At 74.0% G+C, this 21,440-nt stretch carries 22 protein-coding genes and 1 pseudogene; 12 read left to right on the top strand and 11 right to left on the bottom strand.

The features are described from left to right. Positions 1–154: 154 nt before the first annotated feature. From ADL22_RS15970 to fabG, 9 genes are all read left to right on the top strand, one after another. The gene (locus ADL22_RS15970) at positions 155–1,174 is read left to right on the top strand and encodes a beta-ketoacyl-ACP synthase III (protein WP_066979084.1); all 1,020 of its coding nucleotides are present in this window, start codon (positions 155–157) and stop codon (positions 1,172–1,174) included. Between the two features lie 100 nt (positions 1,175–1,274). After that, the gene (locus ADL22_RS15965; protein WP_066979082.1) at positions 1,275–1,517 is read left to right on the top strand and encodes an acyl carrier protein; all 243 of its coding nucleotides are present in this window, start codon (positions 1,275–1,277) and stop codon (positions 1,515–1,517) included. Then, positions 1,514–2,734 carry a beta-ketoacyl-[acyl-carrier-protein] synthase family protein gene (locus ADL22_RS15960; RefSeq protein WP_066979079.1) on the top strand — a complete coding sequence of 407 codons (1,221 nt, stop codon included), beginning with the start codon at positions 1,514–1,516 and terminating at the stop codon, positions 2,732–2,734. The genes ADL22_RS15965 and ADL22_RS15960 overlap by 4 nt, the downstream gene beginning before the upstream one ends. A gap of 37 nt (positions 2,735–2,771) precedes the next feature. Continuing rightward, positions 2,772–4,628 carry an acyl-CoA dehydrogenase gene (locus tag ADL22_RS15955; RefSeq protein ID WP_066979076.1) on the top strand — a complete coding sequence of 619 codons (1,857 nt, stop codon included), beginning with the start codon at positions 2,772–2,774 and terminating at the stop codon, positions 4,626–4,628. Positions 4,629–4,631: 3 nt separating this feature from the next. After that, the gene (locus tag ADL22_RS15950; RefSeq protein ID WP_066979073.1) at positions 4,632–5,048 is read left to right on the top strand and encodes an acyl-CoA thioesterase; all 417 of its coding nucleotides are present in this window, start codon (positions 4,632–4,634) and stop codon (positions 5,046–5,048) included. Continuing rightward, positions 5,045–5,929, top strand: coding sequence for a fumarylacetoacetate hydrolase family protein (locus tag ADL22_RS15945; protein WP_066979071.1), 885 nt, complete (start codon positions 5,045–5,047; stop codon positions 5,927–5,929). Before ADL22_RS15950 ends, ADL22_RS15945 begins: the two co-directional genes overlap by 4 nt. Beyond that, positions 5,926–7,509, top strand: a complete 1,584-nt coding sequence (locus tag ADL22_RS15940) for an acyl-CoA carboxylase subunit beta (protein WP_066979068.1) — start codon at positions 5,926–5,928, stop codon at positions 7,507–7,509. The genes ADL22_RS15945 and ADL22_RS15940 overlap by 4 nt, the downstream gene beginning before the upstream one ends. A gap of 53 nt (positions 7,510–7,562) precedes the next feature. Beyond that, positions 7,563–8,645, top strand: a complete 1,083-nt coding sequence (locus ADL22_RS15935; protein WP_066979065.1) for a branched-chain amino acid aminotransferase — start codon at positions 7,563–7,565, stop codon at positions 8,643–8,645. Positions 8,646–8,691: 46 nt separating this feature from the next. Then, the gene (gene fabG, locus ADL22_RS15930) at positions 8,692–9,396 is read left to right on the top strand and encodes a 3-oxoacyl-ACP reductase FabG (protein ID WP_066979062.1); all 705 of its coding nucleotides are present in this window, start codon (positions 8,692–8,694) and stop codon (positions 9,394–9,396) included. 21 nt (positions 9,397–9,417) lie between these two features. On the opposite strand, the gene ADL22_RS15925 is transcribed toward fabG, so the two are convergent. After that, positions 9,418–9,954 carry a helix-turn-helix domain-containing protein gene (locus ADL22_RS15925; RefSeq protein WP_107116315.1) on the bottom strand — a complete coding sequence of 179 codons (537 nt, stop codon included), beginning with the start codon at positions 9,952–9,954 and terminating at the stop codon, positions 9,418–9,420. Between the two features lie 98 nt (positions 9,955–10,052). Between ADL22_RS15925 and ADL22_RS15920 the strand changes: the two genes are divergently transcribed. Beyond that, complete coding sequence (locus tag ADL22_RS15920; protein ID WP_066979161.1) at positions 10,053–10,730, top strand: AzlC family ABC transporter permease; 678 nt, start codon at positions 10,053–10,055, stop codon at positions 10,728–10,730. 11 nt (positions 10,731–10,741) lie between these two features. Beyond that, complete coding sequence (locus ADL22_RS15915) at positions 10,742–11,065, top strand: AzlD domain-containing protein (RefSeq protein ID WP_066979160.1); 324 nt, start codon at positions 10,742–10,744, stop codon at positions 11,063–11,065. Positions 11,066–11,176: 111 nt separating this feature from the next. Here the strand turns inward: ADL22_RS15915 and ADL22_RS36985 are convergent. The 9 genes and pseudogenes from ADL22_RS36985 to ADL22_RS15875 form a co-directional block, all read right to left on the bottom strand. Further along, positions 11,177–11,437, bottom strand: a pseudogene (locus ADL22_RS36985) (LuxR C-terminal-related transcriptional regulator); the annotation flags it as partial. Positions 11,438–11,445: 8 nt separating this feature from the next. Further along, on the bottom strand, positions 11,446–12,168 hold the full coding sequence (locus ADL22_RS15910) for a thioesterase II family protein (protein WP_066979054.1): 723 nt from the start codon (positions 12,166–12,168) through the stop codon (positions 11,446–11,448). Then, positions 12,165–13,037, bottom strand: coding sequence for a hypothetical protein (locus ADL22_RS15905; protein ID WP_066979051.1), 873 nt, complete (start codon positions 13,035–13,037; stop codon positions 12,165–12,167). The genes ADL22_RS15910 and ADL22_RS15905 overlap by 4 nt, the downstream gene beginning before the upstream one ends. A 2-nt stretch (positions 13,038–13,039) precedes the next feature. Continuing rightward, a complete protein-coding gene (locus ADL22_RS15900) occupies positions 13,040–13,294 on the bottom strand; it encodes a hypothetical protein (RefSeq protein WP_066979048.1) in 255 nt (84 codons plus the stop codon). A 52-nt stretch (positions 13,295–13,346) separates the two neighbouring features. Then, positions 13,347–14,537 (bottom strand): cytochrome P450, encoded by a 1,191-nt coding sequence (locus ADL22_RS15895; RefSeq protein WP_159048673.1) that lies wholly within the window; start codon positions 14,535–14,537, stop codon positions 13,347–13,349. Between the two features lie 108 nt (positions 14,538–14,645). Beyond that, a complete protein-coding gene (locus ADL22_RS15890) occupies positions 14,646–15,470 on the bottom strand; it encodes a PAS domain-containing protein (protein WP_066979042.1) in 825 nt (274 codons plus the stop codon). A 179-nt stretch (positions 15,471–15,649) separates the two neighbouring features. Next, positions 15,650–16,378 (bottom strand): SDR family oxidoreductase, encoded by a 729-nt coding sequence (locus ADL22_RS15885; RefSeq protein WP_159048672.1) that lies wholly within the window; start codon positions 16,376–16,378, stop codon positions 15,650–15,652. Then, positions 16,375–16,806, bottom strand: coding sequence for a hypothetical protein (locus ADL22_RS15880; protein ID WP_066979037.1), 432 nt, complete (start codon positions 16,804–16,806; stop codon positions 16,375–16,377). Before ADL22_RS15880 ends, ADL22_RS15885 begins: the two co-directional genes overlap by 4 nt. Positions 16,807–17,154: 348 nt before the next feature. Then, positions 17,155–17,940, bottom strand: coding sequence for a methyltransferase domain-containing protein (locus ADL22_RS15875; RefSeq protein ID WP_234430717.1), 786 nt, complete (start codon positions 17,938–17,940; stop codon positions 17,155–17,157). A gap of 240 nt (positions 17,941–18,180) precedes the next feature. Here ADL22_RS15875 and ADL22_RS15870 point away from each other — a divergent pair, with 240 nt between their 5' ends. Continuing rightward, entirely contained in the window at positions 18,181–20,094 is a 1,914-nt protein-coding gene (locus ADL22_RS15870; RefSeq protein WP_066979152.1) for a helix-turn-helix domain-containing protein, read from the top strand. A gap of 19 nt (positions 20,095–20,113) precedes the next feature. Here ADL22_RS15870 and ADL22_RS15865 read toward each other — a convergent pair whose 3' ends face one another. After that, positions 20,114–21,220, bottom strand: a complete 1,107-nt coding sequence (locus tag ADL22_RS15865; protein WP_079064159.1) for a transposase — start codon at positions 21,218–21,220, stop codon at positions 20,114–20,116. Positions 21,221–21,440: the final 220 nt, after the last annotated feature.

Raw genomic sequence — 21,440 nt, 5'->3', positions numbered from 1 at the left:
AAGGGCCGGAATCCGGCCGGTGGGCGCGGGTGTACCAAAGGCCAATTGCGGTGTCCGGACGCGCCGTGGAAGGGTTTCCGTACCGCCCTCCCGCCGAGGGTATTCGCATCGCCCGCGTTCGAGCTCCATTCCATACTTGGGAGGGCGTATTCCGATGGCCGCCGTACTTGCTGGACTGGGCGGGGCGCTGCCCGCGGGTGTCGTCACCAACGACGACCTGTGCGCGACGCTCGACTCGACGGACGAGTGGATCAGGACCCGGACCGGTATCGGCGAGCGGCGCCGGGTCGCGCCCGGCCAGTCGACGCGGGACCTCGCCGCCGAGGCGGGCGCCCGGGCGCTGAAGTCCGCCGGGCGCGGCGCGGTGGACGCGGTCGTGGTCGCCACCACCTCCGCCGACCGGCTCTGCCCGGCGGTGGCGCCGGAGGTCGCCCACCAGCTCGGGCTGGGCCCCGTCCCCGCCTACGACCTGACCTCGGCGTGCAGCGGATTCCTCTACGGGCTCGCCGCCGCGGCCGGGCACATCGCGTCCGGCGTGGCCGAGAGCGTGCTGTTCATCGGCGCCGAGGCGTTCACCACCATGGTGAATCCCGCGGACCGCGGTACGGCGCCGATCTTCGGCGACGGCGCGGGCGCGGTGGTGCTGCGGCGCGGCACCCCCGACGAGCCGGGCGCCGTGGGCCCGTTCGACCTGGGCAGCGACGGGTCGCTCGCCGACCTCCTCGCCATCCCGGCCGGCGGCGCCCGGCAGCGCTCGGCCACCGGCGGCCCGCGCGGCGACGGGGTGCCCGCCGAGGACTGGTATCTGCGCATGGAGGGCCGCCCCCTCTACGTCCAGGCCGTCGCGCGGATGACCGCCTCGGCGCGCGCCGTCCTCGACCGGGCCGGCTGGGCCGTGTCCGACGTCGATGTCTTCGCCGGGCACCAGGCCAATGTCCGCATCGTGCGGGCCGTGGCGGAGGAGCTGGAACTCCCCGACGACCGCGTCGCGGTCAATATCGACCGGGTCGGCAACACCCTCGCCGCGTCCGTTCCGCTGCTGCTCGCCGACGCCGCGGTGCGCGGCCGGCTGAATCCCGGCGACCGCGTGCTGCTGTCGGCATTCGGCGCCGGACTTTCCTGGGGATCGACCGTGCTGCGGTGGCCGGATATTCCGGTCGAGGAAGTCCGCTGAATTCCCTTCCCGGCCACCGGGAAAACCGTTTCCGGACGACCGCCGAAGGGGCGGCCACCGAAGACGACCGTAAAAAAGACAACACCCACCGGAGGAATACATGAGCGCCCTTTACGATTCCGTGGTCGAGGTCATCGCCACCCGTTTCGGTCTCATCCGCGACACCGTCACCGCCGACGCGACGTTCGACGACCTCGGCCTGGACTCGCTCTCGCAGATCGAGCTGGTGACCGCGCTGCGCAAGCGGCTCGGCGCGGACATCGACGACGAGGAGATGGCGGAGCTGTCCTCGGTCGGCGAGGTCGTCGCCGCGCTGGAGGCCAAGGGGCTGACGGTCGCATGACGGGCTTCGCGGCGGCGATCACCGGTATCGGCCTGGTCTCTCCCGCCGGTGTGGGCGTGCCGGAGAACTGGGAGCGCGTCGTCGCGGGCCGGGCCACCGCGGCCCACGCGCCCGAGCTGGCCGGGCTGCCGGTGCCGCTCGCCTGCCAGGTGCCCGGTTTCGACCCCGCGTCGGCCGGGCCGCGGACGGCCGTGCAGTGGGATCGCTATACGCAGTTCGCGGTGGTGGCCGCGTTCGAGGCGCTCGCCCAGGCCGGGTTCACGGCCGGGGAGTGGCCGGACAGTTCGCGGGTGGCCGTCGTGGTGGGCTCCGGCGCGGGCGGCACCGCGACGCTGGAGGCTCAGCACGCGGTGCTGCTCGGCGACGGGCCCGGCGAGGTCTCGCCGCTGACCCTGCCCATGGGCCTGCTCAACATGGCGGCGGGCCAGGTCGCCATCGAGCTGAAGGCCAACGGCCCCTGCTTCGCGCCCTGTTCGGCCTGCGCGTCCGGTGCCTCGGCGATCGGGATGGGCCGGGACCTGCTCCGTACGGGCGCCGCGGACATCGTGATCGCGGGCGGCGCCGAGGCGCCGGTGACGCCGCTGTACGCGTCCGCGTTCGCCCGGATGCGGGCCCTCTCCCGCCGCCTCGACGATCCGGAGACCGCGTCCCGGCCGTTCGACGTGGACCGGGACGGCTTCGTACTCGGCGAGGGTGCCGGGATGGTCGTCCTGGAGACGCCGGAGCACGCCGCGAGCCGCGGGGTGCGGCCGATCGCGCAGGTCATCGGCTACGGCGCCTCGGCCGACGCGCACCACGTCACCTCCCCGCACCCGGACGGGCTCGGCGCCCGGCTCGCGGTCCGCGCGGCGCTCGCGGACGCGGGCCTGACCGGCGCCGAGGTGGCGTACGTCAACGCGCACGGCACCTCCACCCCGCGCAACGACGCCGTGGAGTCCGCCGTCATCCGCGATCTGCTCGGCGCCGATACGGCGGTGAGTTCCACCAAGGGCGTGACCGGCCATCCGCTGGGCGCCGCCGGGGCCATCGAGGCCGCCTTCACGGCGCTGACCGTGCAGCGCGGGGTCATCCCGCCCACGGCCAACCTCACCAACCCCGACCCGGCGATGGACGTCGACCTCGTCCACAAGGCGGCCCGGCACGGCCCGGTGCCGGTCGGCCTGAGCAATTCCTTCGGATTCGGCGGCCAGAACACCGCGCTGCTGATCGCCGCCTGACCCGCCCGCGACCCGGACCGATGGAGAGAGCACTCCGATGACCCGTGACGACGCCCACCGGACCGACCTCACCCGGCTGCTCTTCGACGGCACCTACGAGGAGATCCACGCCGACATCAGGGAGGCGCTGCTCGACCCGCTCTTCGACGCCCGCGAGGGCCTGACCCTCCAGGAGGCCGGCCGGCTCGCCTACGAGCGCTCCCGCTTCCTGCACGGCAAACTCGGCCGGCCGCGGGAGGTGGTGCGGGCGCCGCGGCGCCTGTTCGCGCTGGCCGAATGGCCCTCGCTGCTGGACGTGTCGGTCTTCTCGCTGCTGATGGTCCACTACAACCTCTGCTTCGGCACGGTCCTGGACCACGGCGGCGACCGGCCGGACCTGCGGGAGCACGTCGACGGCCTGGACGCCCTGCGGTCCTTCGGCCCGTACATGGCCACCGAACTGGGCTACGGCAACAACGTCGCGTCCCTGCGCACCGAGGCCGTCTACGACCCGGTCGACGGCACGTTCGTCCTCAACACCCCGGACGCGCTGGCCCAGAAGTTCATGTCGTACAGCGGATTCACCGATGTGCCGAAGACCGCCGTGGTGATGGCCCGGCTGATCGCGGACGGCTCGGACCACGGCGTCTTCCCGTTCCTCGTCCCGATCAGCGACGCGCACGGGCTGTGCGCGGGCGTGCGCGCCGCGCCCTGCCCGGAGAAGCCGGTGCAGGGGCTCGACAACGGCGTCACGTGGTTCGACCACGTCCGCGTACCGCGCCGCAATCTGCTCCTCGGCGAGATGGGCGGCTTCACCGAGGACGGGGCCTTCCGGCCCGCGCCGGGCAATCAGCGCAAGCGCTTCCTGCGCGCGATGTCCCGGATCCAGCCGGGCCGGCTGTGCGTCTCCAGCTCCGCGGTCGGCGCCGGCCGGGCGAGCGTCTACATCGCGCTGCGCTACGCCGCCCAGCGGCTCACCAACGCCCCCGGCCGCCCCGACACCCCGATCCTCGCCTACCGCAGCCACCAGGCCGCCCTCTTCCCGGCGCTGGCGAAGGTCTACGCGATGACGTTCCTGCTCAACCACGCCAAACGGGAGTTCCTGGCGTCCCCGGATGCCATCACGGCCGACCTCAACAACCTGATCTCCCTCACCAAGGCGCTGTCCACCTGGGAGATGACCGAGGTCGTCGCCGTCTGCCGGGAACGCTGCGGCGCCCAGGGCATCTTCAGCGTCAACCGCATCGCCGACTACGGCTCGCTGCTCCAGGGCCTGGTCACCGCCGAGGGCGACAACCAGGTGCTGCTCGCCACCACCGCCGCGCAGCTGCTCGCGAGCCGCGACGACGGCGCCGCCCGCCCCGCGCCCGACCCCGCCGGCCGCGACCTGCTCGAACCCGCCCTGCACGCCGAGCTGCTGGGCTACCGCGAGGACAGCCTGCGGCGCGCGGCCCGGGCCGAAATGACCGACGGGCCGGACGGGCAGACCTACTTCGACGCCTGGAACGGCACCGTGAACACCGCCCTGGCGGTGGCCCGGACCCGGGGCGCGCGGGTGGCCCTGGAGTCCTTCCGGGCGGCCGCCGCCGACGCCCGTACCGAGGAGGTGCGCGAGGCACTCGGCCTCCTCGCGTCGCTGTACGCGCTCACCGAGATCCAGCGGGACGCCGGCTGGTATCTGGCGCGCGGCGCGCTGACCGCCGGGCAGGCGGAGGAGATCCCCGCGCGGATCGACGCGCTCTGCGCGCGCGTCCACCCGCACGTCCCGCTGCTGATCGACGGCTTCCGGCTCTCGCCGGAGCTGCTGCGCGCCCCGATCGCCGCCGACGACTACGTGGCCGCGTTCCAGCGGCTCGCGGGCGCCGCACCGGCCGACGCGCCTGCCGACGCACCGGCCGCCGCCGGAAGGAGCTGACCCATGGCGCGACACCTCTACCGCTGCCCGCTGCGCTGGGCGGACATGGACGTCTACGGCATCGTCAACAACGTCGCCTACCTCCGCTACCTGGAGGAGGCGCGGGTGGACCTGATCTTCCGGATGGGGCCCACGGACGGCGACGCGTTCTTCAAGGACGGCTCCGTCGTCGTCAGCCATGAGATCCGCTACCGGCAGCAGCTGGCGCACCGCCATGAGCCGGTGGACATCGAGATGTGGGTCAGCTACCTCGACTCGGCGACCGTCGCCGTCGACTACGAGGTCAAGGACGGTGACACGCTCTACGCCACCGCCTCGACGGTGATGGCGCCGTTCGACTACCGGCGCGGCCGGCCCCGCCGGCTGACCGACGAGGAGACCCGCTTCTTCGAGAAGTACCTGGTGGAGCGGGCCGGATGAGGCTGCTGAGGATCGGCCCGCCCGGCCGCGAACGCCCCTGTGCCGTCGATCCGGGCGGCGTGGTGCGCGACCTGTCGGAGTGGCTGGACGACTGGACCGGCCCCCACCTCGACCCCGAGGCGCTGGCCGCCACCGGGGACCGGCTCGCCCGCGAGGCGTCCGCCCTGCCGGCCGTCGACCCGGCCGGCGGCGCCCGGATCGGGCCGCCGGTCCCGCCGGGCGGCCATCTGATCTCCATCGGTCTCAACTACCGCGACCACGCGGCCCAGGCGGGCATGGACCTGCCCGCCGAGCCCATCGTCGCCAGCAAGTCCCCGTGGACCCTGGCGGGCCCGTACGACGACCTGATCCTGCCGCCCGGCGGCAGCCGCACCGACTGGGAGGTGGAGCTGGCGGTGGTCATCGGCCGCCGGGCGCGCTATCTGCCGGACGGCGCCGACCCGCTGGCGTACGTCGCCGGCTACTGCACGGCCAACGACGTCTCCGAACGGCACTGGCTGCTGGAGCGCGGCGGCCAGTGGATCAAGGGCAAGTCCTTCGAGACCTTCACCCCGCTCGGCCCTCACCTGGTCACCCCCGACGAGGCCGGCGACCCCCGGAAACTCGCCCTGACCTGCAAGGTCAACGACCGGACCCGGCAGGACGGCAACACCGCCGACATGCGTTTCGACGTCGCCGAACTGGTCCGGTATCTCAGCCGGTTCATGGTGCTCCAGCCGGGCGATGTGGTGCTCACCGGCTCCCCGGCCGGGGTCGCCCTCGGCAGCCCCGGCACGCCGTATCTGCGCGCCGGCGACCTCGTGGAGGCGGAGGTGGCCGGCCTCGGGGCGCAGCGCCAGCGGTGCGTGCCCGCGCGCGTGGACGGGAGGGAGCAGGCATGACGGTGACCCCCGTGGCCTCCCAGGAGCCCGCCGACGCGCGCGGACGGGTGGCCGAACTGCACACCCTGCGCGAGCGGGCCCGCTCCGGCCCCGGCCGGCGGGCGACCGAGGCCCAGCGCGCCAAGGGCAAGCTGACCGCCCGCGAGCGGCTCGCGCTGCTGCTGGACCCGGGGTCGTTCCACGAGGTCGAGCCGCTGCGCCGGCACCGGGCGACCGGCTTCGGCCTGGAGGCCAACCGGCCGTACACCGACGGTGTGATCACCGGCTGGGGCACGGTCCACGGCCGGACCGTGTTCGTCTACGCGCACGACTTCCGGATCTTCGGCGGCGCGCTGGGCGAGGCCCACGCCACCAAGATCCACAAGATCATGGACCTGGCCGTCCAGGCCGGTGCGCCGCTGGTCTCGCTCAACGACGGCGCCGGCGCCCGCATCCAGGAGGGCGTCACCGCGCTGGCCGGATACGGCGGTATCTTCCGCCGGAACGCCGCCGCGTCCGGCGTCATCCCGCAGATCAGCGTGATGCTCGGCCCGTGCGCGGGCGGGGCGGCCTACAGCCCCGCGCTGACCGACTTCGTCTTCATGGTCCGGGACACCGCGCAGATGTTCCTCACCGGCCCGGACGTCGTACGGGCCGTCACCGGCGAGGAGATCAGCCGCGACGGCCTGGGCGGCGCCGACGTCCACGCCGAGACCTCCGGCGTCGCGCACTTCGCGTACGACGACGAGGAGACCTGCCTGGAGGAGGTCCGCTACCTCCTCTCGCTGCTGCCGGCCAACAACGCCGAGGACCCGCCGGACGCCGGCCGCGGCGATCCCGCCGACCGCCGCTGCGAGGCCCTGCTCGACCTCGTCCCGGCCAACGGCCGGCTGCCGTACGACATGCGCGCGGTCATCGAGGAGATCGTGGACGACGGCGAGGTGGTCGAGGTGCACGCGGCCTGGGCCGCCAATGTGCTGTGCTGCCTGGCGCGCCTGGGCGGCCGGACGGTCGGCGTCCTCGCCAACCAGCCGCAGCACCTCGCCGGGGTGCTCGACGCGCGGGCCAGCGAGAAGGCCGCCCGCTTCGTCCAGATGTGCGACGCGTTCAACATCCCGCTGGTGACGCTCGTCGACGTCCCCGGCTTCCTGCCGGGCGTCGACCAGGAGCACGGCGGCATCATCCGGCACGGCGCCAAACTGCTCTACGCGTACTGCGCCGCGACCGTCCCGCGGATCTCGGTCGTGCTGCGCAAGGCGTACGGCGGCGCGTACATCGTCATGGACTCCGAGTCCATCGGCGCGGACCTGACCTACGCCTGGCCGACCAACGAGATCGCGGTGATGGGCGCCGAGGGCGCCGCGGGCGTCATCTTCCGCAAGCGGATCGCCGAGGCCGACGACCCGGAGGCGATGCGGGCGCGGGTGGTCAAGGAGTACCGGGCGGAGCTGATGCACCCGTACTACGCGGCCGAGCGCGGCCTGGTGGACGACGTCATCGACCCCGCCGAGACCCGCGCCGTGCTGATCCGCTCGCTGGCGATGCTCCGCACCAAACGCGCCGATCCACCCGCCCGCAAGCACGGCAACCCGCCGCTGTGACACGCTGCCCCAACCCCCTTGCACCGCACGGCACTTGATCCTTGGAGTACCGCATGAGCCTGGAATTCTCCGACCACCGCGTCACCGGCACGCCGGACGCCGAACGCGCCCGGCTGCTGGCCGATCCGGTCTTCGGCGAGATCCCCACCGACCACATGGTGACCATCAAGTGGAGCGCGGAGCGCGGCTGGTACGACGCCCGGCTCGGCCCGTACGGACCGCTGTCCCTGGACCCGGCCACCCAGGTCTTCCACTACGGCCAGGAGATCTTCGAGGGGCTGAAGGCGTACCGGCGCGCGGACGGCTCGATCGTCTCGTTCCGCCCCGACGCCAACGCCGCCCGGCTCAACCGGTCGGCCGCGCGGATGGCCATGCCGGCGCTGCCCGAGGAGGCGTTCCTGGAGGCGCTGCGGCGGCTGATCGACGCCGACCGCGACTGGGTGCCCAGCGGCGCCGGGAACAGCCTCTATCTGCGGCCGTTCATGATCGCCACGCAGCGCTCGCTCGCCTTCTACGACGCCTCGGACTCCTACCTCTTCGCGGTGATCGCCTGCCCGGCCGGCGCGTACTTCAAGGGCGGCGTGGAGCCGGTGTCGGTCTGGCTCACCACCGACTACAGCCGGGCCGCCGACGGCGGTACCGGCGCCGCCAAGTGCGGCGGCAACTACGCGGGCACCCTCGTCGCCCAGCGGCAGGCCGCCGAGCGGGGCTGCGACCAGGTCGTCTGGCTGGACGCCAAGGAGCGCCGCTGGATCGACGAGATGGGCACCAGCAACATCTTCTTCGTCTACGGCGACCGGCTGGTCACCCCCGCGCTGACCGGCACGCTGCTGGCCGGCGTCACCCGGGACAGCGTCCTCATCCTCGCCCGGGACCTCGGCCTGACCGCGGAGGAGGGCCGGATCAGCGTCGAGCGGTGGCGCGCGGACGCCCACGCGGGCCGGCTGACGGAGGTCTTCTCCTGCGGCACCTCCTCGATGATCACGCCGGTGGGCCGGGCCCGCAGCGAGCAGGGGGAGTGGCGGATGGGCGACGGCCGGCCCGGACCGGTCACCATGCGGCTGCGGACGGAGCTGATGGGCATCCAGTCCGGCGAGCGGCCCGACCGGCACGGGTGGATCCACAAGATGGCCTGACCTGCGCTGTGCCCATGTCCCCCAACTCGCCCGAGAGGAACGTCCGTTGAACCGCTCCGTACTCGTCTCCGGAGGCAACCGCGGTATCGGCCTCGCCGTTGCCCGGGCGTTCGCCGAGGCCGGTGACAGGGTCGCCGTCACCTACCGCTCGGGGGAGCCCCCGGCGGGCTTCCTCGCCGTCCGCTGCGATGTCACCGACCCCGCACAGGTCGAACGGGCCTGCCAGGAGGTGGCCGAGGAACACGGCCCCGCCCAGATCGTGGTGGCCAACGCGGGCATCACCCGCGACCGCCTGCTGGCCCGCATGTCCGAGGACGACTTCGGCTCCGTTCTCGACACCAATCTCGCCGGCGCCTTCCGCCTCGTACGGCACACCGCGGGCGGCATGATGCGGGCGGGCGGCGGCCGGATCGTGCTGATCTCCTCGGTGATGGGCCTGTCGGGCTCGGCGGGGCAGGCCAACTACGCCGCCGCCAAGGCCGGACTCGTCGGCCTGGCGCGGTCCCTGGCCCGCGAGCTGGGCTCGCGGGAGATCACCTGCAATGTGGTCGCGCCGGGCTTCGTGGACACCGATATGACCCGGGCGCTCAGCGAGACCCAGCGGGCCAGGATCCTCGGGCAGGTGCCCCTGGGCCGCTACGCCCGGCCGGAGGAGGTCGCCGCGGCCGTCCGCTTCCTCGCCTCGGAGGAGGCCGGATACCTCACCGGGGCGGTGCTCCCTGTGGACGGGGGCCTGGGCATGGGTCACTGACGCCCCGTCAGGAGCCGTGGCCTACAGGTACTCGGAGGCGAGCAGCGCCCGGGTCCCCGCCTCCCGCGCCTCGAAGACATGCGGCTGGTCGGCCGGGTAGACCACGTAGTCGCCCGGCCCCAGCTCCACCGGATCGCCGGCCGGGCCGACCAGGGCCCGGCCCGCGCTCAGCAGGACGTGCTCGACGACGCCGGGCGCGTGCGCCTCGGCGGTGTGCGGGCGGCCCGGCTCGGTGTCGACGCGGTAGAGGTCGCGCCGGGCGCCGGGCGGGCAGGCGGAGAGCAGCGTGGCGCGGTAGTCGGCGTGGGACGAGGCGACCGCCTGCCCCTCGTCCGCCCGGATCACCTGGATCCGGGGCCGGGGCGGATCGAGCAGCCGGGAGAACGGCAGCTCCAGCGCCGTGCACAGCGCCCACAGCGTCTCCAGGCTGGGATTGCCCTGCCCGGCCTCCAGCTGGGACAGGGTGGATTTGGCGATGCCCGCGCGCTGGGCCAGCTCGGTCAGGGAGAGCCCGGTGGCCTGGCGGCCCCGGCGCAGGGTGGCGGCGATGGAGTGCATGGGGGGCTTCGAGGTGCTGCCGGCTCGCGCCATACGTTCGCTCCAGAAGTCATTCGTTCGCCTTGACGAACGCCATTGTGCTGTTCATCATATCGTCCATGTATTCGTTATGGCGAACGCTCGACCGGAAGCTGGCCCGCGATATCGCGCTGGTCTGCCTGGCCGTGGGCGTGATCGGCCTCTCCTACGGCGCGATCGCGGTGGCCTCCGGCTTCCCCGTGTGGTTCCCGGTGGTGCTGGGCCTGCTGGTGGTCGCCGCGTCGTCGGAGTTCCTGTTCATCGGGATCATCGCGGCCGGCGGCAGCCCGGTGGCCGCGGTCCTCGCCGGACTCCTGGTCAACGCCCGGCACCTGCCGTTCGGGCTCGCGGTGCCGGACGTCCTCGGGCGCGGCCCGTGGCGCTTCCTCGGCACCCACCTGATGAACGACGAGACGGTCGTCTTCGCGCTGGCCCAGAAGGACACCGCGCGGGGGCGCGCCGCCTACTGGGCCTGCGGTCTGGGCATCGTGGTCTGCTGGCCGGCCGGCGCCGCGATCGGCGGCCTGGCCGGCACGGTCATCCAGGACACCGGCGCCTTCGGCCTGGACGCGATGTTCCCGGCGATCCTGCTGGCCCTGATCCTCCCGGCGCTGCGCGCGGACCGGGACAAGCGGCGCGCCGCGCTGGCCGGCGCGGCCCTCGCGCTCGCCGCCGTCCCGTTCCTGCCCGCCGGTCTGCCGGTGCTGCTCGCGCTGGCCGCCCTGCCGCTCGCCGCCGTACGGGAGAAGATCCGGTGACGCACCCCCCGATGCACAGCCCCGGCGCCCTGATCGTGGCGATGCTGGTCCTCGCCGCCGGGACGTACGGCTTCCGGCTCGCGGGCCCGCTGCTCCGCTCCCGTCTGACCTTCCCGCCGCGCGCCGAGCGGCTGATGGAGGTGGCCGCGGTCGTACTGCTGGCCTCACTGGTGGCCACGACCGCGCTCACCGAAGGGCACGGCGCCGCCGGTCTCGCCCGGCCGGCCGGGGTCGCGGTGGCGGGCGTACTGGCCTGGCGCAAAGCGCCGTTCCTGGTGGTGGTGCTGGCCGCCGCCGCGGTCACCGCGGTACTGCGGCTGCTCGGCGTCGGGTGAGCGGTGCCGGTGGCCGCCCGCGGCGCCGTCCGCGGCCGGTACGGGGCGGAACGGCGGCCCGCCGCCGGCGCCCGACGCCATCGTCCAGGCGAACGCGATGATGCCGGCCTGTAATCGCGATTCGACGCGCAACTTGGTCAGGATCTGGGCCACATGGGCCTTCACGGTGCGTTCGGTGATGGCGAGCCGGTCGGAGATCGTCCGGTTCGAGGCGCCCTCGCCCAGTGCGCGGAAGACCTCCGCCTCGCGTTTGGAGAGCGCCGACAGGCGGGCGAAGACGGTCTCCCAGTCCTCGTGCGGCGCGGCCCGCGCGGTGCGGTGCTGCGGGTGGGTCCCCTCTCGGTGGTGTGCGGCGACTGCCTGAAGACGCATGGGGATTCCTAACGGCGTACCGGTGGGGGGATGCGTGCGGCGATCGCGGCGGCCAGGCGCTGCCCGTGCTGCTCCAGGTAGAAGTGGCCGCCCGGGTACGTCAGCAGCTCGTGGCGTCCGGTCGTGCTGGCGCGCCAGCCGGACAGCTGGTGCGGGGCGAAGATGTCGTCCGTACCGCACACCGTGACGATGTCCGCGCGCGTGACGGCCGCGCGGTGCCGGCGCAGGAAGGTGTCGGTCAGGGCGAAGTCGGCGCGCAGCAGGTCCGCGGTCCACGGGCCGAGCAGCGGATGCGCCTGGAGGCGCGGGTCCACGCCGCCGCCGGCCCGCCGGGCCACCTGGAAGATCTCCTCGTCGCTCGCCAGCAGCGGCGAGCGCGGATACGGCAGATGGGCCGTGCGCGGCGCCGCGTTGGCGGAGGCGAACAGGGTGGTGCAGCGCACACCGCCGGGCCGCTCGTCGAGCCGGGCGGCGAGCGCCAGCCCCAGGTACGCGCCCAGGCTGTGGCCGAGGACGGCGAAGTCTCCGGGCAGCTCCGCGGTGTGGCGCACCAGATCGTCCACGGCCTCCTCGACCGTGGTGACGACCGGCTCGCGCCACCGCCGTCCCCGGCCCGGCAGCTCCCAGGCCACGGGGGCGAGGGAGGCCGGCAGCGCGTCGATGAGCGGGTGGAAGATCTGCGCGGAGCCCCCCGAGTGGTGCAGCAGCACCAGGGGGGTCGGGGCGGTCACGACCCGGTGCCGGCGGCCGCCGCCTCGGCGCCGGCCCGCCGCAGCTCGCGCACCGCCACCTCAGCGTCGCCCTGATACGCCGTCAGCAGCATGTGGGTCCAGCGCTCCAGACCGGCGCCGAAGCACGCGGAGTAGGCGAAGTCGCCCTCCGGGCCGCGGATATCGCAGCGCTCCCCGAAGAAGTTGCGGTGCAGATTGACCGACGAGACGGCCAGGTCGCCGCCGTAGACCAGCTCCTCCTTGACCTTCGACAGGCGCTGCATCACCGCCCGGGACCCGTCCGCGTCGAAGAACGGGTCGGAGGCGGGCTGGAGTTGAGCGTCGAGGTCCAGGCGGCTGACCAACGCGGTGAGCCACTCCTTGCTGCGCCGGGCGAAGTCGTCGGCGCTGCCCCGGGTCCCGATGTGGATCACCTCGCGCATCCGGAAGGTCCGCAGCCGGCGCAGCGACTCGTAGTAGGACTCGGCGCGGGAGCACAGTGCGCGGGTGGTCAGCAGGACCGGCCGGTCCAGCCGGGCGCCGCTGTGCGCGAAGTACGCGCCGTAGCAGGCGGCGGACGGCAGCACCAGCGAGGTCGGCCGCAGGTGCTCCTGGCGGATGCCGCCCTCGAAGCCGTCCCCGGGCGCGGGGGCGAGGGTGGCCACGGCGTGCGCCAGGTGCGGGAAGTTGGTGAAGTAGTCGATCTTCGCCAGATCGTGGGCCTCCACCATGGCGGGCAGCCCGACGGGTTCGGCGCCGATCGACCGGGCCCAGGACAGTACGAGGTCATCGACGGCTGTCAGGACGGTGATCTCGGGCCCCCGGAGGAGGGGGAGCCCCGCCGACTCCGGTGCGGAGGCGGCCGTGACGCGGGTCGGGGTGGCGGGCATGGTCACTCTCCCGTCGCGAGGGTCGGGGCGAAGTGGCGGTCGGCGATGGACCGCAGGGTGCGGAAGGAGTCGATCTCCATGGCGTCGGCGGGGATGGGGGAGCCCCGCAACTCCTCGATGTAGAGCAGGAATTCCACGAACTGCAGCGAGGTGACCGTCCGGGTCTCCACGATGTCCAGGTCCTCGGGGAGCTCCAGGATCTCGGGGTTCTTCTCCTTGATCCAGTCGGCCAGTTTGCCGATGACGGCGTCGGACATGTGCGTCTCCTTACGGGTACGGGGGCTCGGGTGCCAGGGGTCCGGCACGGGTTCAGGACAGGACGAGGGACAGGCCGGGGGCGTGGCGGAAGGAGTGGCCGTGCTCGCTGTCGGTGCCGGGCACGACCGCGAGGGAGGTGAACCGGCGGGCCAGCTGCACGCACAACTCGGCGAACTCCGTCTCGGCGAGGTTCATCCCCGGGCAGGCGTGCGGCCCGGTGGCGAACGCCAGCGCACCGCGTTCGGCGCGGTCCGGGGCGAAGGTGTCGGGGTCGCGGAAGACCGCGCCGTCCCGGTTGGCGCTCGCCAGCGAGAAGAGGATCGGGTACCGCCGCTGGACGGGCGTACCGGCGAGGGTGAAATCCCGCGCGGCGAACCGCAGCGCGGTGTGCACCGGCGGCTTCAGCCGCAGCACCTCGCGGACCACGCGCACCGCGCCGTCCTTCGTCCGGCACCGCGCCAGGGCGCCCGGCCGCACCGCGAGCCCGTGCAGCACATTGGTGATCCCGGCGATGCTGGTCTCGGTGCCGGCCAGCAGGACGAGCAGCAGCGTCGCCAGGACGGCGGCGGTGTCGTACGGTTCGGCGCCGTCCCGCATCGCGTCGAGGATGCGGCCGGTCATGGTCTCGCGCGGGATCGCGCCCTGGGAGACGAGACCGCGCAGATACGCCTCGACGACGGCCTTGGCCCGCCGCACCGCGTCCGAGGTGTCCGGCGGGTAGTCCAGGGTCCGGGCGATCGGCCGCATCTGCGCGTACAGCCACCCCGCGTCGCTCTCCGGCAGGCCCATCAGCCCGCACATCAGCCGGTACGGGACCACGGCCGCGATCCGCTCCACCACCGGTACGGGCGTGCCGGGTTCGAGCGCCGCGACGGTCTCGGCGACGAGCGGCGCGATCGCCGTGTCGAGGTACCCGCGCACCGCCCGCGCGCCCAGCAGCGGGGCGATATGGCCGCGGAACGCGCGGTGCGCGGCGCCGTCGAGGTCGAGGAGGTTCCGGCCGAAGGTGCGGCGGCTGGTGCGCAGCGGGAAGTCCGCGACCACGGCCTCGTGCGCCAGCCCTTCCCGGACCGCGTCGTGGCCCACCACGACGTAGCAGTTCGCCGCCGCGGAGAAGTGGACCGGGCCGGCGTGGCGCAGCGCCGCGTACACCTGCCAGGGGTCGGCCTGGAAGAGCGGGTCGTGGTAGTCGAAGCGGTCGGCGACGGGACGGGCGCGGGGGGCGGTCGGCTGCACTGTCATGGTGTCCGGCTCCGTGGGTTCACACCGTTCCTCTTCTCGGGCGGGGTCGGCTGCGGGGCGCCGCCGGGGCGGCCGTGTGCGGGTGGTACGGCCGCCCCGGCGCCGCGGTCAGAAGGAGAGGTCGAGCGCGGTGACCCGGTCGCGGCGGCGGGTCGGCTCGTTGTCGGGGAAGACGAAGCAGCGGGTGTTCTTGAGCGTGCCGCCCTCGACGTTGGCGGTGGAGAAGATCACGACCGGCACCCGCTCGCCCTTGTTGAGGAAGTCGGCGCGGAAGTCGATGATCGGGGCGTCCTCGTCCCAGCGGCCGAGGAAGTCCTCGACGATCTCCTTGTCGGCGTAGATGTGCCGGATGTGGTGGCCGACGTAGCTGTCCGGCTTCTCGGTCGCGCCGACGATGGCGATGTCCTTCCAGTTGGCGTGCGCGACGGTGCCGTCCTCCTCGATCAGGTGGATGGCGACGGGGCAGTGGTCGTAGTACGCCTGGAGCAGCGGTACGGCGTCCTCGCCCACCGGGGTGTAGGCCGGGTCGGGCGCGTCCACCCGGGCGATCCACGCCGAGGCGGTCGTGGCCTCCCCCGGGGCGGGCTCGGGGGACGGGGTGGGGTGGGTGGTGGTGGGGCGCAGCGCCCAGAAGCCGTGGACGGCACCGTCCACCTCGCCGAAGCCCAGGTTGGCGTAGCCCTGCCCGAACTCGGCGTTCTGGAACGGTACTTCGCGGTTCTCGACGGTGGTACGGGCCGCCAGCAGGGCCGCGTAGTCCTCGACGCCCAGGGCGGCGGCGAGCGGGCCGCCGGGCGCGGTGGCGTCCGGGAGGAGCTGCCGGGCCGCCTTGTTGGCCAGCACCACGCGGCCCTCGGCGTCGGTGACCACCATGCCGGGGGAGGCCCAGTTGAACAGGTCGACGAGCTGTTCGGCGGAGGGGTAAGCGGACATGCGTAACCTCACTTGGTCGTCAAGGGCAGGGAATGGCGGGGGGTGGCGTGGATATCCCCGGGATACCGCGGAATTCCGCGCGGTATCGGCCCGCGGCGGAACGCGCCGGGGCGGGCTGGTGGCGGAAGCCGGCGGCCGGAGGTGATTCCCCGGTCCGCGGGCTTTCGTTCATGAAGGCTTCAGAGGGCTTTGCGGCTGTAGTTGAAGATCTGGCCCGTGGGGCCGTTCGCCGGGAATTCGGCGAGGTCGGCCACCCACCGCGCGACCGTGCCGGCGGGTTTCAGCCAGTCCGTTTGATAACCGGAGTTCAGCAGGTTCAGGAACCGCTCGCCGCCGCCCGGCCCTCCGGTGCCGCCGACGGTCATGGCGGTGGCGACCGGCCCGGGACGGACCTCGTTCGCCAGGACGCCGTCGTCCGCGAACTCCACCGAGCAGGCCCGCATCAGCGCGGTCAGCGCCGCCTTGCTCGCCGCGTACGGCCAGCGGGACGGCTCGCGGCCGTTGGCGGTGCTCGATCCGACGAAGGTCAGCGAGCCGCCGCCGCGCTCGCGCAGGTACGGCACGGCGGCCTGCACCAGGTGCAGCGCCGTGGCGACGTTGGAGGCGTAGGTGTCCGCGGCCGACTCCCAGGCCGTCTCCGCCAGCGGGGACGGATCGGGTGAGACCCCGGAGTTCAGGACGACGGCGGACAGCCCGGCGGTGACCTCCTCGTCGAGGCCGGCCAGGGCGGACCGGGCGGCGGCCGGGTCCCGCAGATCGGCGCGGCGGTCCACGTACCGCTCCTCACCCGCGAGTTCGGGGTTTCCGCGACGGGACAGGCCGATGACCGTGTAGCCGCGGCGCAGGAACTCGCCGGCGACCGCCGCCCCGATCCCCCCGGACGCGCCGGAGACCACCGCGCTCCTCATACGACCCGGCCCCCCGCGGCGAGCGCGGTGACCCGGGCCAGCAGCCGCATGGCGGCGGGCCATTCGGCCGGGGTCAGGCCCAGCGTGGCGTCCGGGGTGTAGCGGGCGGACAGGAAGCCCGTGGTGTCGCCCGCCGCGTCCGCGAACCGGAAGCGGCACGCGGGGGTGTCCGTATCCGCCCCCGCTTCCGCGGTCTCCTCCGCCGCCGTTCCCAGCGCGGTGCCGGCGAACTCCAGGCGGACGTCCGCGCCGACGTGGCGGCGGATCAGCGAGTGGCACAGCTCCAGGCGCCGGTCCCGGTCGGGCTCCTCGGCGACCCGCTGGAGCAGGGTGCTCGCGGCGTCCAGGACCCGGTCGAGCCGGCGCTTTCCCTGGACGTATTCGAAGACGACGGATATCTGCTCGGCGGGGACGCTCCGGGTGTTCACGTGGCTGCGCCTTGGCGGTTCGGACGCACCGAAGGACCGGCTCCGTTCTTCACACTCCGCTGCCTTTCCCGGGAGGGCCGCGAGGTTTTCCCGCGACGCGTTCCCGCAACGTTTCTTTCCCCGTGGTCCCGCGAAAGGCGGACGGCCCGTTCGGCGCCGTCCCGCCCTCTGCGGAACACCAGGAACGCTACGTCGAACGGGCCGCCCGAAGGGGAATCGCCGAGGATTTCCGTCAACTCCCGGCATATGTCCCCGACATGACGGAGACGGAATGCGATTGTGTGCGGCGCGCCACCGGGGTCTCCGGCCGGCTCACCGCGCGACACACAACGGGCTCGCGCGGCGGGCTCACCCGGCCGCCGTCACCTCCAGCAGACAGTGCTCCACCGTCTCCGCGCCCTCCCGCACCTCCCGGGACCGGCGCACGGTCAGCGCGCGGCCGCACGCCGCCGCCAGGCTCCGCAGCAGCGGCAGATCGCCCCGGCTGCTGAAGTGCAGCAGTACGGCCCCGCCGGGCGTCGTCCACTGCCCGGCCTGCTCCAGGAAGCGGCGGTGGGCGGCGTATCCGGGATCGACGAAGGCCCGCTCGCAGTCGTTGCGGTAGACGTAACTCCCGGGCGCCAGCACGTAGTTGGAGCTCCAGAAGACCGTGTCGAAGCGCTCGCCGGGCGGCAGGGCGGCGAACAGGTCGCTGTGCACGGCGCGGACCCGGTCGCCCACCGCGTGCCGGGCGATGTTCAGCGCGGTGTTCCGGACGGCCTGCGGGTTGATATCGGCCGCCACCACCCGCTCGTGGCCGTTCAGCGCGGCCAGGACGGAGATGGCGCCGGCGCCGGAGCCGATCTCCAGCAGGCTGCCCCGGCCCGCGGGCGCCGGGTCCGCCCCGGCCGGGCCGGACGGCGCGGGGATGCCGAGGAAGTCCAGCGCGGTCTGTGTACTCGGCGTCAGATCCGGCGCGAACACCTCCTCCAGCAGGTCGAAGGCGCGGCCGTGCAGGGTGAAGACGCGCGGCAGGTCGCCGCGGGCGCGCGCGGCCGCGCACCGCGCGAGGGACCGCACATGGCTGCGCACCGGCGCGGTGGCCGGTCCCGTGAGCGGGGTGGACGGCTCGCCGGCGGTGGTCGTCTCGGACACAGGAACCTCCGTAACAGTGGGGCGGAACGGTGGCGTATCCGCCATGGTCCTCACCCTCCCGGGGCCCGGACACCCCGGGGGAGGGGCTCAGACAACCGCCCGCGCCCCCGGAGGAGTGGTCACAGCACTGTCTCCGGAATATCTCGAACCTGTGAATTCGCCAGGTGAGACGGGGGCTGGACACATCGAGCAGGAACCCTAGGATCGAGCACATGGCCGAACGGGGGCGTGCGCATTGACATGAGGGAGCCGACAGACCTCGACGCTTCGACCTTTCTGGAACTGCTGGCGACCGAGGCGTCGCCCACCGCCTTCAGCCGGCCGGTCGCGGCCGCGCGGGCGGCGGGCGCCTCCGGCGAGACGGTGGCGTCGCTGCGGCGGGCCGAGCGCCTGGCGCAGGACGTCCGGCGGCTGTTCGAGAAGCGGCGGCGGCGCACCGCCGACCTCTCCGTCCTGCTCGACACCGCGCGCGACCTCCTCGGCGCCGACGACGTCGAGACGGTGCTCTCCGCCGTCACCCGCCGGATGCGCACCCTGCTCAACCTCGACATGGCCTATATCGCCCTGCGCGACCCGGCCCTGGGCGCCGACGTGGTGCGCGCGGCCGACGGGCACACCACCGGGCTCACCCTCGGCTTCCGGATCCCCGGCGACGGCGGCCTGGGCGCTCCGGCCAGCGCGCACCGCGCCCCGTTCACCACCGCCGACTACCTCGCCGACCCGGACATCCGGCACTCACCGGACATCGACCGGGTGGTGCAGGCCGAGGGGCTGCGGGCGGTCATCGCCGTACCGCTGCGCAATCCGGACGGCTCCCCGCTGGGCGTGCTCTACGCGGCCGGCCGCGAGGTGCGCCACTTCACCTCCGACGAGATCGCCCTGGCCGGCGAGTTCGGCCGGCTCGTCGCGGTGGCCATCGGCAAGAGCCTCACCCTCCAGCACGTCCGGGCGGAGGTGGCCGAACTCCGCGCCGACGTGCGCCGCGCCGAGGAGGAGCGGGAGGGCGTCTGGCGCCTGCGGGACAGCCAGAGCGCCGTCCTGGAACTGGTCCTCGCCAAGGCGGACCTCGACCGCTTCCTCACCGTGGCGGGCAAGCTGCTCGGCGGCACGGTGTGGTTCGAGGACGAGGACAGCGGCGCGGTCTCCGGCGCCCGCCCGCACGGCGGTGCGGAAGCGGACCCGGCGGGCCCCGGCGCGGGCCCGGCCGAGCGGTATCCGCAGGACGCGGTGGCCGAGGAGGCGGACGGCCGCTGGGTCTGCGCGGTCCGCGGCGCGGTCGCCTACGGCCGGCTGGTCCTGAGCCGCAAGGCCCCGCTCACCGACCTGGAGATCCCGGTCCTGCGCAGCTGCGCGCAGGCGCTGGCGGTCCTGCTGCAGAGCCAGGCCGCCGACCCGGCCCAGCGCGACCACTTCCTGGACACCCTGCTCGCCGCCGGCCCCGGCGTCCGGCAGCTCGCGGTCAAGCGCGCGCACGGCCTCGGCATCGACCTGAGCCGCCCGCACGTCGTGGCGGTGGCCCGGCCCGAGAGCGGCCCCACCGACCAGGACGCGGCCTGGGCGACCGTGCACGCCCGCACCGAGGGCGGCCTGAAGTGCCGGCGCGGAGACCACCTGGTGCTGCTGCTGCCCGGGGACGACCCGAGCGCCGCGGCCCAGGGCGTGGCGGACTCCTACCGGTCCGCCACCGGGCAGGCCGTCACGGTCGGCGCGGCGGGGCCCGGTACGGACCCCGCCGCCGCCCCCGCCCTCTACAAGCAGGCCCTGCGCTGCCTCGACACGCTCACCGTGCTCGGCGCCACCGGCCGCGCCGCCTCGCCGAAGGACCTGGGCTTCCTGGAACTCCTCCTCGCCGACGAACGGGACGTGGCGGGCTTCATCGGCTCGGTCATCGGCCCGCTCCTGGAGTACGACGCGCGCCGCTCCGCCGACCTGGTCACGACCCTGGAGGCGTACTACGCCGCCAACGGCAGCCCCACCCGGGCCGGCGAGCACCTCTTCGTCCACCCCAACACCGTCGCCCGGCGCCTGGCGCGCATCGGCGAACTGCTCGGACCGGGCTGGCAGGAGCCCGCCGGGGCCCTGGAGGTGCAGCTGGCGCTGCGGCTGCACCGGGTCCGCACCTCCCTGCGGCCCGCGGAGGACGACGGCGGATAGCGGCGGGTCGCGGCCGCGGTCAGAGGGCCAGCGGGACCGGCTGCCGCTCCGCCGGGGTGCGCGGCGGCCGGTCCTGCGCCGCCAGGACCCGTACGGCGTGCGTCACCGCCACCATCGTCATATAGCGGTGCCAGCCGCTGAACGACCGGCCGCCGTAGTCCCGCAGCCCCGACGCGTCGGCCTCACCGAGCCGGCTGGTCACCCGGTCCAGCAGCGAGGCCAGGCGCAGCAGGGCGGGCGCCGAGCCCGGCAGGTCGGTGAGCCAGCAGCGGCTCACCCGCGCCCGCGCCTCGTCCCATGCGCCGATCAGCGTCAGCGGCCGCGGCGCGCCGTCCGCGCCGGGCCGCACCACCTCGGTCCCCGGCACCCGCACCCGCACCGAGGCCGCCGTCCACCGCGCGGCGGACGGGTCCACCGGCCGCCGCAACCCCCAGACGCAGGTCAGGAGTTGGTGCGCGGGCACCGGCACCGGCGCGGCGCCGGGCCGGAAGCGTTCGGCGGCCACCACCGTGGCGGCGCCGCTGATCCGCGCCAGCAGCGGTACGCGGGCCAGGCTGAAGCCGTCGAGCAGCGGGGGCAGCGGTGTGTGGCGGGCGTCGATGACCACCGGCCGGGGCGAGCCGGGGTGCTTGGCCGCCAGGCCCGCGAACGCCGCCGCCGGCGAACCCGCCGCCGGGCCGGGCAGCTCCAGGTGCCAGTCCACCGGCGTCGCCAGCGCCGCGGTGGTGTGCCACAGCCCGTACGCGAACTGCCCGTTGACGGTCTGGCCGAGCTCCGGGACGAACCGCCGGTGCACGCCCGCGGAGTCCTTGCCCGCCTTGCGCAGCACCAGCGGGTGCGCCACGTAGGCGAGTTTGGGCGCGTACCGCTCCACGGCGCCGGCCAGCGCGGCGCGGACCGGCTCCCAGTCCCAGCGCGAGTGCGCGATGAAGTGCTGGAAGCGCTGCTCGGCCGACGGGTCCCCCAGGCACAGTGCGACGTTGCGGGCCGTTTTGCGGCTGGGCGTCACCGACATGCCTCGCAGGAACTGCTCAGCGGTTCTGCGCTGATCGGACCTGGACAGGGAAGCGAACACCTCGGAGCTGAGCTGGGCCAGGAAATCTTCGCTTCGGTGGGTGTCAATCATGAGGATCGCCGTGCTCCCGTCGTTCGTTGAGGACGGCCCTCGGGGCCGCCCACCAGCGTTCCGGTCCGCGCGCACGGCCGTAAGGTGGCGCAGCTCCCGACTTCGCCGGGCCCGCGGTGGGGTGGGCAGCGGACCGCTCACGCCCCCGTCTCACCCCTTCGGGGGACGGCCGCGCGGACGCGGTGCCGGGGGCCGCGGCGGCCGGTGTCCGCATCATGGT

The organism is Streptomyces sp. NRRL F-4489, assembly GCF_001509485.1.
GTDB lineage: Bacteria > Actinomycetota > Actinomycetes > Streptomycetales > Streptomycetaceae > Streptomyces.
This window is presented reverse-complemented; position numbering and strand designations above follow the sequence as displayed.

Coding starts and splice junctions, on each gene's coding strand:
- ADL22_RS15970 (WP_066979084.1), top strand. CDS start 155: ATGGCCGCCGTACTTGCTGGACTGGGCGGGGCGCTGCCCGCGGGTGTC.
- ADL22_RS15965 (WP_066979082.1), top strand. CDS start 1,275: ATGAGCGCCCTTTACGATTCCGTGGTCGAGGTCATCGCCACCCGTTTC.
- ADL22_RS15960 (WP_066979079.1), top strand. CDS start 1,514: ATGACGGGCTTCGCGGCGGCGATCACCGGTATCGGCCTGGTCTCTCCC.
- ADL22_RS15955 (WP_066979076.1), top strand. CDS start 2,772: ATGACCCGTGACGACGCCCACCGGACCGACCTCACCCGGCTGCTCTTC.
- ADL22_RS15950 (WP_066979073.1), top strand. CDS start 4,632: ATGGCGCGACACCTCTACCGCTGCCCGCTGCGCTGGGCGGACATGGAC.
- ADL22_RS15945 (WP_066979071.1), top strand. CDS start 5,045: ATGAGGCTGCTGAGGATCGGCCCGCCCGGCCGCGAACGCCCCTGTGCC.
- ADL22_RS15940 (WP_066979068.1), top strand. CDS start 5,926: ATGACGGTGACCCCCGTGGCCTCCCAGGAGCCCGCCGACGCGCGCGGA.
- ADL22_RS15935 (WP_066979065.1), top strand. CDS start 7,563: ATGAGCCTGGAATTCTCCGACCACCGCGTCACCGGCACGCCGGACGCC.
- ADL22_RS15925 (WP_107116315.1), bottom strand. CDS start 9,954: ATGCACTCCATCGCCGCCACCCTGCGCCGGGGCCGCCAGGCCACCGGG.
- ADL22_RS15920 (WP_066979161.1), top strand. CDS start 10,053: ATGTATTCGTTATGGCGAACGCTCGACCGGAAGCTGGCCCGCGATATC.
- ADL22_RS15915 (WP_066979160.1), top strand. CDS start 10,742: ATGCACAGCCCCGGCGCCCTGATCGTGGCGATGCTGGTCCTCGCCGCC.
- ADL22_RS15905 (WP_066979051.1), bottom strand. CDS start 13,037: ATGCCCGCCACCCCGACCCGCGTCACGGCCGCCTCCGCACCGGAGTCG.
- ADL22_RS15900 (WP_066979048.1), bottom strand. CDS start 13,294: ATGTCCGACGCCGTCATCGGCAAACTGGCCGACTGGATCAAGGAGAAG.
- ADL22_RS15895 (WP_159048673.1), bottom strand. CDS start 14,537: ATGACAGTGCAGCCGACCGCCCCCCGCGCCCGTCCCGTCGCCGACCGC.
- ADL22_RS15890 (WP_066979042.1), bottom strand. CDS start 15,470: ATGTCCGCTTACCCCTCCGCCGAACAGCTCGTCGACCTGTTCAACTGG.
- ADL22_RS15885 (WP_159048672.1), bottom strand. CDS start 16,378: ATGAGGAGCGCGGTGGTCTCCGGCGCGTCCGGGGGGATCGGGGCGGCG.
- ADL22_RS15870 (WP_066979152.1), top strand. CDS start 18,181: ATGAGGGAGCCGACAGACCTCGACGCTTCGACCTTTCTGGAACTGCTG.
- ADL22_RS15865 (WP_079064159.1), bottom strand. CDS start 21,220: ATGATTGACACCCACCGAAGCGAAGATTTCCTGGCCCAGCTCAGCTCC.